The organism is Pseudomonas sp. GW822-FHT02G04 (assembly GCF_058802085.1).
On sequence record NZ_JBXANU010000004.1, the window covers coordinates 98,612 to 111,509 of the forward strand.

Annotated in this window: 6 protein-coding genes and 1 tRNA gene; 5 read left to right on the plus strand and 2 right to left on the minus strand. The window is 61.2% G+C overall.

Features of this window, described 5'->3' with window-relative positions; all coding sequences use genetic code 11:
• Nucleotides 1–27 precede the first annotated feature (27 nt).
• Complete coding sequence (locus AC1RO5_RS07330) at nt 28–663, minus strand: FMN-binding negative transcriptional regulator (protein ID WP_493174014.1); 636 nt, start codon at nt 661–663, stop codon at nt 28–30.
• A 129-nt stretch (nt 664–792) separates the two neighbouring features.
• Here AC1RO5_RS07330 and pdxR point away from each other — a divergent pair, with 129 nt between their 5' ends.
• Nucleotides 793–2,316: a MocR-like pyridoxine biosynthesis transcription factor PdxR gene (gene pdxR / locus AC1RO5_RS07335; protein WP_493174018.1), complete on the plus strand. Its 1,524-nt coding sequence runs from the start codon at nt 793–795 to the stop codon at nt 2,314–2,316.
• An 83-nt stretch (nt 2,317–2,399) separates the two neighbouring features.
• Nucleotides 2,400–4,397, plus strand: a complete 1,998-nt coding sequence (locus tag AC1RO5_RS07340; RefSeq protein ID WP_493174023.1) for a peptidase U32 family protein — start codon at nt 2,400–2,402, stop codon at nt 4,395–4,397.
• A 171-nt stretch (nt 4,398–4,568) separates the two neighbouring features.
• On the opposite strand, the gene AC1RO5_RS07345 is transcribed toward AC1RO5_RS07340, so the two are convergent.
• Nucleotides 4,569–4,643: transfer RNA gene (locus AC1RO5_RS07345), tRNA-Gln, on the minus strand.
• Between the two features lie 224 nt (nt 4,644–4,867).
• Between AC1RO5_RS07345 and AC1RO5_RS07350 the strand changes: the two genes are divergently transcribed.
• The 3 genes from AC1RO5_RS07350 to AC1RO5_RS07360 all read left to right on the plus strand — a co-directional run bounded on the left by AC1RO5_RS07350 (nt 4,868) and on the right by AC1RO5_RS07360 (nt 12,709).
• A complete protein-coding gene (locus tag AC1RO5_RS07350) occupies nt 4,868–5,980 on the plus strand; it encodes a CapA family protein (RefSeq protein ID WP_493174028.1) in 1,113 nt (370 codons plus the stop codon).
• 219 nt (nt 5,981–6,199) lie between these two features.
• Nucleotides 6,200–8,176 (plus strand): preprotein translocase subunit YajC, encoded by a 1,977-nt coding sequence (locus AC1RO5_RS07355; protein ID WP_493174030.1) that lies wholly within the window; start codon nt 6,200–6,202, stop codon nt 8,174–8,176.
• A 342-nt stretch (nt 8,177–8,518) separates the two neighbouring features.
• Nucleotides 8,519–12,709, plus strand: coding sequence for a DUF5801 repeats-in-toxin domain-containing protein (locus AC1RO5_RS07360; protein ID WP_493174454.1), 4,191 nt, complete (start codon nt 8,519–8,521; stop codon nt 12,707–12,709).
• The last annotated feature ends 189 nt before the right edge of the window (nt 12,710–12,898 follow it).

Consider the following 12,898-nt stretch of genomic DNA (forward strand, 5'->3'; position numbering starts at 1 on the left):
AGCAGACCGACCGGTGCACGAGGCGCCTCAGGATTTGGCATCGACACTCGCGAGCATTGCCTCTCCCAGCACTATTTTCCCGCTGTCCTTGAGCGCCTGACCTGCACCGCGGATGTCTCTCGCTTCCTTGTTCTGGCTCAACTTGAATTTACCGACCAGGCGAGTGATCTCGATCTCGACCCCAACGATCGCTTTAAGCATCGAAGCGATGTAGTCCTTCGGGGCGTCGGTCATTTTCCATGGCTCGGCCTGGGATGACTCATGGGTTCGGGTCAGGAGAGCCACCAATCCACGGACGTAGCGCTCATCATCGTGAAGGGTGATCCTCCCGTGGGCGTGCACCACTTTATAGTTCCATGTCGGAACCTGTTTATGGGTTTCGTGCTTGCTCGGATACCAGGTGGGAGAGATGTAAGCCTCGGCACCGCGAAAAACCACCAATACTTCGTCGCCATTTTTAACGTCTTGCCAGACCGGATTGGCGCGCGCGACGTGTGCATGGAGAACACCGAACTGCCCTTCCGAAGCCTTCAACTCGAAAGGAATATGGTTGGCATCCAGTCCGCACTCACCGTTGGTAAACAGAATGCCCAGCGGGTGCTGGACGATCAGCTCATGAAGGGCTTCGGCGCGAGGCTCATCAAAATGGGCAGGTACGTACATAACAACTCCGTCAATCGATCAAGGGTGGGGACATCGCGCCAGTGGTGAGGTGGCCTTCATTTAAATTGTGTTGATGAACTGGCCCATGGTATAGAGCCAATATCCAACATAATCACTGAGCCAGAATTGATGGCACGTAAAGCCAACGTCGTTGAAATCCCATCGCTGGGCACGCTGGATCGAACCGCAGGTCAATTGGGACGACAGCTTGCTCAAGCGCTGCGGTCCGCGATCCGCAGGGGCGACCTCAAGCCTGGTGAGCTGCTGCCATCGACGCGCATTCTCGGCAAATCGCTGATGATTGCCCGAGGCACCGTTATCGAGGCCTTTGAGCAGTTGATCGCCGAGGGCTTCCTCGAATCCGAAGGCAGAGCGGGCACGCGGGTGGCCCGCTCTTTGGCAGATGCGTCGCCAACCGCCCGGCAGGAGCAAGGTCGCCCAGCTGAAGCCAGGTCGTGGACGCCCTCCGCGCGAATCGAACGGTTCGCTCAGGTGGCCCGGCAATTTGCCGCAGCGCCGCAGATTCCGTTCTCGGTCTCGGTGCCGATTGGCAAAGCGGCGCCTGACGATATCTGGCGTCGCCTTGGCAATCGCATCAGGGCGCGAGGGGCTGGAGCGCCCTCGGGATACGGTGATCCACAAGGCGCGCTTGAGTTACGGGAAGCGGTCGCGGATTACGTGCGCAAGTCACGCTCTGTGCGCTGTGAAGCGAGCCAGGTGATCATCACCTCCGGCACGCAACAGGGCCTGTACCTGGCCTGCCAGGTGCTGCTCGATGTGGGGGATTTCGCGTGGGTGGAGGATCCCTCCTACCGGGGTATCACCGGGATTCTGGAAAGCGCGGGCCATAGCGATCAAATGATCCGCGTCCCGGTTGATGCCGAGGGGCTGAATGTAGAAAACGGCATAGCGCAATGCCCCCAGGCACGGGCAGCCTTCGTGACCTCGTCACATCAATATCCGCTCGGCATGCCAATGAGCATGGCCAGGCGCGATGCCTTGCTGGCATGGGCCAGGGCGTCCGATGCCTGGATCGTCGAGGACGATTACGACAGTGAACTGCGTTACGCCGGCCACCCTTTTCCATCCTTGCAGGGGCTGGACCCCGACCGGGTTATCTACCTGGGGACGTTCAGCAAAATACTGTTCCCCTCGTTACGACTCGGCTACGCAATCGTTCCGCCTTATCTGGTGCAAGCCTTTTGCGGTGCGCGGGCCCTGATGGATCGGCATCCCGCCAACGCCGATCAGCACGTGCTCGCAGCGTTCATCGCAGAAGGACATCTGGATCGGCACATCCGGCGAATTCGCGGCGTGTACGCAGACATCCACAGGCAAATCATCGAGGCGGTTGCCAGACTGATTCCTCGCGAACTTGCATGGCTGGAGCCAAGCGATCAGGGCATGCATCTGGTGCTTTGGCTAGCGGAAGGTATCGACGATCAGTGGGTCGCCGCCAAAGCCTCCGAAGCTCAGGTATCGGTACGCGCCGTGTCGCCGATGTATGCCGGTGGCAATGGCCGTTCGGGATTGATTCTGGGCTTGGGCGGTTTCAGTGCCGAAGACATTGAGTCCGCCACCCGGCGCCTTGCGCAGGTCATCACGATAGCTGCGCAGAACCCAGCGGCGGCCAAAGACTCGATCACAACGTAGCCATCGGGCAGCATACGGGTGCCGGTCAAGCGTTTCGCCGCTACAATGCGCACCTTGACCGTGACAAGCCAGACTAAAAAAACATGTCCCTACCCAAGCATCACCTGGAATTGCTCAGCCCCGCCCGTGACGTGGCCATCGCCCGCGAGGCCATCCTGCATGGCGCCGACGCGGTGTACATCGGCGGCCCGAGCTTCGGCGCCCGCCACAACGCCTGTAACGAGGTGAGCGATATCGCCCAATTGGTGGAGTTCGCCCGTCGCTATCACGCGCGGGTGTTCACCACCATCAACACAATCCTGCATGACAACGAACTGGAGCCAGCACGCAAGCTGATCCACCAGTTGTATGACGCCGGCGTCGATGCGCTGATCGTCCAGGACCTGGGCGTGATGGAGCTGGACATTCCGCCGATCGAGCTGCACGCCAGCACCCAGACCGACATCCGCACCCTGGCGCGGGCGAAGTTCCTCGATCAGGCCGGTTTCTCGCAGCTGGTACTGGCCCGCGAGCTGAACCTCCAGGAGATCCGCGCCATTGCCGACGAGACCGACGCGGCCATCGAATTTTTCATCCATGGCGCGCTGTGCGTGGCGTTCTCCGGCCAGTGCAACATCTCCCATGCGCAGACCGGCCGTAGCGCCAACCGTGGCGACTGCTCCCAAGCCTGCCGCCTGCCCTACACCCTCAAGGATGAAAAAGGCGGTGTGATCGCCTACGAAAAACACCTGCTGTCGATGAAGGACAACAACCAGAGCGCCAACATCCGCGCGCTGGTGGAAGCCGGCGTACGCTCGTTCAAGATCGAGGGGCGCTACAAGGACATGGGCTATGTGAAGAACATCACCGCCTACTATCGCCAGCGCCTGGACGACGTCCTCGAAGACCGTCCGGACCTGGCTCGCGCTTCCAGCGGCCGCACCGCGCACTTCTTCCTGCCCGATCCGGACAAGACCTTCCACCGCGGCAGCACCGACTACTTCGTCAGCGAGCGCAAGATCGACATCGGCGCCTTCGATTCGCCGACCTTCACCGGCTTGCCGGTGGGTGTGGTGGAGAAAGTCGGCAAGCGCGACCTGCTGGTGGTCACCCATGAACCGCTGTCCAACGGCGACGGCCTCAATGTGTTGGTAAAACGCGAGGTGGTGGGCTGGCGTACCAACATCGCCGAGCCCAAGGGCGAGTTCGAAGAGGACGGTGAAAAGCGCTACCGCTACCGTGTCGAGCCCAACGAAATGCCGAAGGGGCTGCACCAGTTGCGGCCGAATCACCCGCTGAGTCGCAACCTTGACCACAACTGGCAGCAGGCCCTGCTCAAGACCTCCGCCGAGCGCCGTGTGGGCCTGGCCTGGGTCGCTCGCCTGCGTGAGGATCGCCTCGAGCTGACCGCCACCAGCGAGGAAGGTGTCAGCGCCAGTGTCGCCCTCGACGGTCCATTTGGCGTGGCAAACAAGCCGGAACAGGCCCTGGAGCAACTGCACGACCTGCTCGGCCAATTGGGCACCACGCAGTACCACGCCACGGATATCAAGCTGGATGCACCGCAGGCGTATTTCATCCCGAACTCGCAGCTCAAGGCCTTGCGCCGCGAAGTCATCGAAGCGCTGACCGCAGCCCGCATCGAAGCCCACCCACGAGGTGGTCGCAAGGCCGAGACCGATCCGCCACCGGTGTACCCGGAGTCGCACCTGTCGTTCCTGGCCAACGTCTACAACCAGAAAGCCCGCGACTTCTATCACCGGCACGGCGTCAAGCTGATCGACGCCGCCTATGAGGCTCACGAGGAAACCGGCGAGGTGCCGGTGATGATCACCAAGCACTGCCTGCGCTTCTCCTTCAACCTCTGCCCCAAGCAGGCCAAGGGCGTCACCGGCGTGCGCACCAAGGTTGCGCCGATGCAGCTGGTGCATGGTGACGAGGTACTGACGTTGAAGTTCGACTGCAAGCCCTGCGAGATGCACGTGATCGGCAAGATGAAGGGCCACATCCTTGGCCTGCCGCAACCGGGCAGCGTGCAGCAGGTTGTCGGCCACATCAGCCCTGAGGACCTGCTCAAGACCATCCCTCGCGCACCCCACTGAGTGACGGGCGAGCGCGCCGCTACGGCGTCGTGCTCGCTGCGCTCGGAGGGATATTCAACCGACACAAAAAAACGCCAGGCCGGATAGGCGCTGGCGTTTCTCGCAAACACGACCATCCAGGACTCGCGCAATACTGCCGACTGAGTCATAACTGAATGAGTGTAAGGAAAATGGCAGGGGCGGCTGGATTCGAACCAACGCATGGCAGGATCAAAACCTGCTGCCTTACCGCTTGGCGACGCCCCTGTGGCTGTTGCGACGAGTGCCTGGCACTGTCTTTCTGATTGTGCAGCTTGCGAACAATATCGAGCTGCTGCGTCCTTACGCTAAAAGCCCTGTGAGGGCCTCTGCAAGAACGCGCGGAAATTTATCAACTTTCGCGGCGTCTGGGAAGCCCAAAAACAAACTAATTTGTTTTAAAACAGACGTTTACTGTTGATCCAGGCTATTCGGGATATCCGGAGGGTGCCATGGCAGCCGTTACCGATACGCTGAAGCTGTTTCTCACCGGCGATGTCATGACCGCCCGTGGCATCGACGCAGTGCTGCCACATCCTGGCGATCCGCGGCTTTACGAAGACTACGTCAAGAAAGCCGGCGATTACGTCCGGCTGGCAGAAAGACACAATGGTCCGATCCCCCACCCGGTCGATTTCACCTATATCTGGGGCGTTGCGCTGGATGAGTTCGAACTTCGCCAGCCACACGCACGCATCATCAATCTGGAAACAGCGGTGTCCCGCCGCGGACGACCGGAGCCGAAGGGCATCAATTACCGCATGAGCCCGGAGAACTTCCCGGCCATCAGCGCCGCCGGCATCGACTGCTGCGTGCTGGCCAACAACCATGTGCTGGACTGGGGCCCCCCAGGCCTGGCCGATACGCTAGGCACCCTATCGAGCAACGGTATGCGCAGCGCCGGCGCCGGGCACAATCGGCAATCTGCCGAAGCGCCCGCCTTGCTGTCGCAGCCTGACGGGCGGCGCTTGCTGGTGTTTGGCCTCGGTGCTCCCGACAGCGGCATTCCACCGCAATGGGCCGCCACGGATAGCCGCGCGGGCGTCGCGCGGCTGGAAGATCTGTCGATGCAAAGCCTGCGCCCTGTGGCCGAGCGGATTCTCAAGTACAAAAATCCGGGAGATCGGGTGGTGGCCTCCATTCACTGGGGCGGCAACTGGGACTTCGATATCCCGCGCGAGCAAATCCGGTTCGCCCATGCCTTGATCGACGAGGCCGGAGTTGACGTGGTGCACGGGCATTCCTCGCACCACATCAAGGGCATCGAGGTGTACCGCGAACGCCTGATTCTCTATGGCTGCGGGGATCTGCTGAACGATTACGAAGGCATTGAGGGCCACGCAGATTATCGCGGCGACCTGGGGCTTCTGTACTTTGCCTCGCTAGCCCCGGACGGACGCCTGCAGACACTGGAGCTGATCCCCACTCGCCTACAGCGCTTTCGCCTCTGTCGCGCCGAAGGGGGTGACCGTCAATGGCTGCACGACACCCTTTCTCGCGAGTGCAAACGCTTGGGCAGCAGCCTCCAGCCAGGCACGCAAAATGCCTTCGAGTTGCGTTGGTAGGCTTTTTCATTTCTGCGTCGCTTTTGCGTTTCCGCGCATCGGACAGTTACCGACACTCTGATCTCCCCTTTCGGACCCGCCATTCTGGCGGGTCCATCGTTTTGATCGTCTTGCCATGAACCGGCGGCTCTCGCATAACTGGCCTATTCTGAATCAACCGACAAGAAGTCAAACCCCACCTGACGTACCCGGACTCTTTACAGCAATGGAGGCTAGGCGATGAAGGAGCAATCGATTGAGTTCCGCGCTGGAGATGGCGACTTTGGAGAGGGGCATTCTGCGCTTCTCGCCACGACCCACGCCCCCCAATCTTCCACGACCAATAGCCGCATAGAGCTTTACACCCAGGAGTCGATGGTCAACTGGCTAGGCCCGTTTCAGCTCATGCGCACGGGCTTGCAATCGGCAGTAGCCACCACCATGGGTGCCTTCGCGGACCCACGCGATGTGCTGGCCATGCTCAACCCTCGGGACTCTAACCCGCCCATTCAGGTGGCTGCCGACGGCGACGTGTGGATCGACTATCTGGCGGATACCGGCGATGGCTGGGACTCCACCTATTCCATGGCGCTGTGCGTCAGCCAGGAAGTCAAGTTGCCGGAGCTCACGCTGCCGCGCGGCGACGTGCTGCTGCTCGGCGGCGATCAGGTCTACCCCACACCGGCCCAATCCGGCTATCGCACCCGTTTCCAGGACCCCTTCCGCGCCGCCTTCCCCGCGCCGGTCCCCAAGGTGCGCCCTAATGAGCAGGACCAGCCCGTGCCGCAGCCGGGTGCACCGTGGATGGTGGCGACGCCCGGCAACCACGATTGGTATGACGGCCTGCGCGGTTTCTCCCAACTGTTTTGCGAGCAGAAACCCATTGGCGGCTGGGAAACCCGTCAGCGCACCAGTTACTACGTGCTGCAACTGCCCAATGGCTGGTGGATCTGGGGCCTGGACCTGCAATTGGAGTCGTTGATCGACCGACAGCAGAAGCAGTACTTCGAAGAGATGCACGCCAAACTGCAGCCAGGCGACCGCGTGATCCTCTGTACCCCCGAGCCAAGCTGGGTGGACGAAGCCGAGCGACTCGCACGCGTGGGGAGCAAGACCTTGCCCTCGATCGAGACCCAGACCCTGCGCTTCAGCAGTCTGCGCGAGATCGAGGAGCTCTTGGGTGACCAGTTGGCGGTGGTCCTGGCCGGGGACTCGCACCACTACGCGCGCTACCAGCCAAAAGCCGGCACCTTGGCGCCGCAACGCATCACCTGTGGAGGCGGTGGCGCCTTCCTGCATGGCACGCATCAGCTTCCAGATCCGCCCGAGCCGATCAGCGTCGGCGGAACCCGGCAGCATTACGAGCTGGCGGCTACCTACCCGGACAAAAAGACCTCCGAACAGCTGCGTAATCGGGCATGGCGGCTACCCACCCACAACCTCTCGTTCTGCGGCATGCTGGCCATCTTGTACCTGCTGTTCGACTGGATGGTAGAAAGCGCCAGCAAGGTGCCCCACCCGGCGCGCGATAACCGCAGCCTGATCGAGGTATTGTCTGGCCTCGAAGCGTCTATTCCCAACCTGCGCGAGGTATGGCGACAACTGGTCCTGGTCCTGGCACACAGTCCTTCCTCGGTGATGCTCGCCGTGACCATTGTGCTGGGCTGCGCAGTGCTCTCAGCCGCCGGGGTCAAGCGCACCCGAAAGCTTGCCTATGGCGTCGGGGCCGTTCACGGGTTGCTTCACCTGGGACTGGCGATCGGGCTGCTGTGGCTCATGGGCCGTATCAACATCCATTACTTGCAGTTCGAGGTAGAAAACCTGCTCCAGGTCTTGTTGTTCCTGGTGGGGACACTGGTGCTCGGCGGTAGTTTGGGAGGCTTGCTGTTCGGTGCCTGGATGGTCATGGGCAATACCTTTTGGGGACTACATAGCGAGGTGGTTTTTTCCTCGCAACGCATCGCCGACCACAAATGCTTCCTGCGCATGCACTTCAACGGCGACCAACTCACCATCTACCCGCTCAAGCTGGAGAAGGTCTGCCGGCGCTGGTCCGTGGCGTCGGGAGTCGCCAAACTGGCGAAGGTGCAGCGCACCTGGAGGTTGCGGGCAACGCCTGAAAGCACTGGCCCGCGCTTTGTACCAGCCTCGGGTGAGCTCGAACTGCGGTTGATTGAGCAGCCCATCGTGATTCGGCGTGGAGGAAGCACCTCATGAGCTCGCCTGCCTTTATGGACAAGGGTTAGATTTGCATGACGCTGGCGGCATACCAGTGTCATTGCGGGATCCCGGCCGCCCGAGCTGACTCAAACTCAGCTCGACGCGCTCGCGGTTAACGCCCGGGCGGCCTTAGAACCCCTGCGTCCTGTCCTCATTCACAACCGCAATAAGCGACACGCTACGCCTTCGCGCCCTCCTCCCCTTTCCCCTCCCAAGTAGTCTGAAACTCCCATCCCGCATGGGAGTTTCGGCCGATGCGCAATTGCTGGCGTTTATCCATAGTTGCGGCCAAAGGTCAACGGTCAGGCCTCGATGACCGCACTTGCTCTGGAGAAAGTCATGGCTATCGGCGAGCAAAATTCATCGCTAACGGGCGATCCGCCCCCCCTATACATTCCGACCCTCGACTCGGTGGTCAACGCTCTAGGTGTTGTGGCCTCCGGCGCAAGCGTTTCGCTGGACGAAACGGCCGGATTGCAGAACGCCACCGCCACGCCAAGCCCTGCCGGAGACGCGGACGACAACGACATTCTGGTGGCGTCCCTGCCCTCGACTTTCTCTACCCGTTTGACCGCACTGGGGGCAGGTACCGCAACGGGTGCGGCCTTGAGTGGCTATACCGGTGCCGCAGGCAATACCGGCAGCAATGCATTCACCCTCACTGTTGACCCCGGAGCAAGTATTACCGATGTCAGCTTCGTCGACAGCGCCGGCGCACCGCTCAATGGCCTGGACAGCGGACTGGATACCCTCGATGGCACCAGCATCCTTCTCTACACCGATACCAATAACAACATCGTTGTGGGCCGAGCCGGGAGCGCAAGCGGCGCGATCGTGTTCGCGGCCTATATCGAAGAAACCGGGTCGCCGGTCTCGGGCGGCAAGATCTGGACCGTGGAGTATCAACCGCTCAAGCATCCGGATATGACGAACGCCGATGATTCGCTCAATCTGTTGAATAAAGTGTTCATCGGAGCCAGTCAGGACGCAGAATTCAGTCTGGACAAAGCGCCGTCAGGCCAGCAGTTGTTCCTGATGTTCACGACCGTGGGCGCGACGGCCGATGCGAACGGCCGGATTCCCGGTGTCTCTATCGTCGTCACCGGCAGGGATCCGCTGGATCAGTCGGCAAGCAGTGCTGCCATCACCAGCGCCGACACGGTCAACAGCAGCCAGGGCGGCGGCAACACAACCCTGGGCACCAATAACCAGGCGATCACCGAACAGGAAGGCCTGCGCTTCAGCTTCGTCAGCGGTGCCAAGGCGGACTTCACGATCCCCAACCTGAGCCCGGGCGAAGCGGGTGTCGAACAGAACATTGACTTCACCCAGTACTTCGGCGCCCGCTCCGCGACCTTCAAAGTTGTACAGGAAACGGGCGGCACGACCTCGAAGCTCTTGCTCACCGCATTCAAGAACGCCGACAACGTCAGCGGGTCGCAGAGCGGTGTCAACTTCGTCAACAGCTACGCCAACGACAGCACCGAAAGGGTCGCGATCACCAACGGCAGTGTCACCGTGAAGACGTTCGCGGGCGCCACCGTCAGCGGCGCCGTCATCACCTACAACGCCGACGGCACGGTGCTGATTACCGGCGTTCCGACCGACTCACAGATCACCTACGGCACGGCAACCGACCACAACCGCGTGATGATCGAGAACGCCGGGTTGCTGACCGACAAGAACGGCGACAAGACGCACGCTGACTTCGACATTGGCGGCTTCAAGGTGCTGCAGTCCAGCACGTCAACCGCCGAGATCGGCTCCAAGATGATCTTCGAAGACGACGGGCCGAGCATCAGCACCACTGGCACCGAGCCAACGCTGACGGTGGACGAGACGGTACTGGCGACCAACGATACCAAGAGCTTTGCGGCTAACTTCACTTCGGCGTTTGGCGCTGATGGTGCGGGCACGCTGACCTATGCGCTGGGCGTGGTGGCAGGTGCCTCCGGGTTGACCGACACGGCCACCGGCCAAGTGGTGAATTTGTCGGTTAACGGCGGCGTGGTCGAAGGCCGCACAGCCACCACCAACCTGCTGGTGTTCACGGTCAGCGTGGCCGCCAATGGTGACGTCACCCTCGACCAGATCCGCGCCATAGTGCATCCCGATGCCACCAATCCCGATGATTCGAAGACGCTGACCTCGGACACTCTGGTGACGCTGACGGCGACCAAGACCGATGGGGACGGCGACAGCGCCCAGGCCACCCTGAACATCGGGCAGAACCTGGTGTTCAAGGATGACGCCCCCAGCATCAGCACCACCGGCACCGAGCCAACGCTGACGGTGGACGAAACGGTGCTGGCGACCAACGATACCAAGAGCTTTGCCGCCAACTTCACCTCAGCGTTTGGCGCTGACGGAGTCGGCACGCTGACCTATGCGCTGGGCGTAGTGGTCGGTGCTTCCGGGCTGACCGATACGGCCACCGGTGAAGCCGTGAACCTGTCGCTCAACGGCGGCGTGGTCGAAGGCCGAACAGCCACCACCAACTTGCTGGTGTTCACCGCTAGCGTGTCCACCACTGGTGAAGTCACCCTCGACCAGCTACGCGCTGTGGTGCATCCCGATGCGAACAATCCCGATGATTCGAAGACCCTGACCGCGGACAACCTGGTGACGCTGATAGCGACCAAGACCGACAAGGACGGCGACAGCACCCAGGCAACGCTCAACATCGGCCAGAACCTGGTGTTCAAGGATGACGGGCCAAGCATCAGCACCACCGGCACGGAACCGACGCTGACGGTGGACGAAACGGTACTGGCGACCAACGATACCAAGAGCTTTGCCGCCAATTTCACCTCAGCGTTTGGCGCTGACGGGGCCGGCACACTGACCTATGCGCTGGGCGTGGTGGTGGGTGCCTCCGGGCTGGTGGACACGGCCAGCGGCCAAGCGGTCAACCTGTCGCTCAACGGCGGCGTGGTCGAAGGCCGTACAGCGACGAGCAACCTGCTGGTGTTCACGGCCAGCGTCGCCGCCAATGGTGACGTCACCCTCGACCAGCTCCGCGCGGTGGTGCATCCCAACGCCAGCAATCCGGATGATTCGAAGACGCTGTCGGCGGACAACCTGGTGACGCTGATAGCGACCAAGACCGATGGAGACGGTGACAGCGCCCAGGCGACCCTCAATATCGGGCAGAACCTGGTGTTCAAGGACGACGGCCCAACACTCGCCTTCGGCAACCTGATCGGGACCGGCAGCATTCTTCCGCAACAAGGGTACTGGGATCATTCAAACGGAGCCGACGGTCTGGGTGCAACCGGTCTGGATATTTCGTTGGTGAATAACCAGTTCACCCTCGTCAGGCCAGACAACACGACCGCGACCGGGACCGGCACGCTCACCGAGCAGTCGCCTTCACCGGACGTCAATGGCGCCTACCATTTCGCTGGCACGTTGACCGGCGATTTCGACAACAACGCCGCCACCGCGAATACCTCCGTCGACTACACGCTGACCGCCTATAGCAATGGCAGCTATACACTGGACCTGGTGCAAGGCTTCAGTTCGCAGATCGTACTCAGCAGTGCCGACGGTTCGCTCAGTGCCGGTGGCCCGGATCCGGTGCGCACACTGTTGATCCCGGCGCAGAATCCACCGACCATTCCTTCACCATCAGAGGAGATTGTGTTCTTTTCCGCGAAGGCGCTTGCGTCGACTTCGGACATCCTGACCGGCATCGGGGTCGGGAAACCCGACCCCACCGAAGCCCAGCTGCAGACTAACCCCCTGCCGTCGTACATCGACCCGGCGGCCATGAACGTCAGCACGTCCGGCATCGGCGTCGCCAATAACATTCTCCAGGGAGACAACCTGGTGGCCATCAGCAATGCCGATGAAAGCTTCGTGATCAACCCGGAAAGCTTGCTGGCGGGCATGAAGATCTTCATCGATAACTCCGTGGCAGGGTACAACACGGCGACCGAGGACCTGTACTACAGGGCCTACTACGAGGATGGCACGTTCTCGGCCCTCACCGAGGTGAACACCGTGACACCGGAGGCCGGCGGACAAGTGTCCTTCCTCGTTCAGCAGCAGGGCACGAAGTTGATCGACGCGGTTCAGCTCACGATGGGCCGAGGCGATATCAAGATCCCGGTGATCGAATTCATTAAGCCAACCGAAAGCCTGGCCAGCGATATCAAGCTGGCATTCAACGCGACGCTGACGGACAAGGATGGGGACTCGGCGACGAGTGCGTTTGACGCCAACCTGTTCGCCAACGACCTGGGCACCACCTTCGACTTCACGCTGGTGGGCACGGCCGGTGAGCGGGATGCCTTCAACGTCGATTTGTCATTCACCCAAAACAAGTACCAGATCACCGGCTTCGATGCGAGCGCAGGCCTGCGCGACACGCTGGTGCTCAACGGCGACCAGAGCTCCGTTGCCCAGATCGACAACAGCGGCGCAAACAGCATCGTGACGGTTACCGAAACAGGCGGACAAATAACCACCATTACCCTGGTCGGGGTTGATCTGCTGAGTACTGACATAGTCCATGGCAGCGCCTGAGGACGCGCGCGCGTAAAAAAATGCGAGGGTGGTGAAAAACACCCTCGCTTTTTTTTTTGCAGTTCCGGGAGGTGAACAGACGCTTCGGCGCTGACTCACATCCAGCTCGACACGCTGGCGTTTAAAGTCCTGGCGAGCATCAGCAGCCTGTGCTCATTCACAAACGGAATATGGGCAGCACGCCTTCGC

Excerpts from the sequence above, each read along its gene's own strand:
- AC1RO5_RS07330 (WP_493174014.1), bottom strand. The coding sequence starts at position 663 with ATGTACGTACCTGCCCATTTTGATGAGCCTCGCGCCGAAGCCCTTCAT.
- pdxR (WP_493174018.1), top strand. The coding sequence starts at position 793 with ATGGCACGTAAAGCCAACGTCGTTGAAATCCCATCGCTGGGCACGCTG.
- AC1RO5_RS07340 (WP_493174023.1), top strand. The coding sequence starts at position 2,400 with ATGTCCCTACCCAAGCATCACCTGGAATTGCTCAGCCCCGCCCGTGAC.
- AC1RO5_RS07350 (WP_493174028.1), top strand. The coding sequence starts at position 4,868 with ATGGCAGCCGTTACCGATACGCTGAAGCTGTTTCTCACCGGCGATGTC.
- AC1RO5_RS07355 (WP_493174030.1), top strand. The coding sequence starts at position 6,200 with ATGAAGGAGCAATCGATTGAGTTCCGCGCTGGAGATGGCGACTTTGGA.
- AC1RO5_RS07360 (WP_493174454.1), top strand. The coding sequence starts at position 8,519 with ATGGCTATCGGCGAGCAAAATTCATCGCTAACGGGCGATCCGCCCCCC.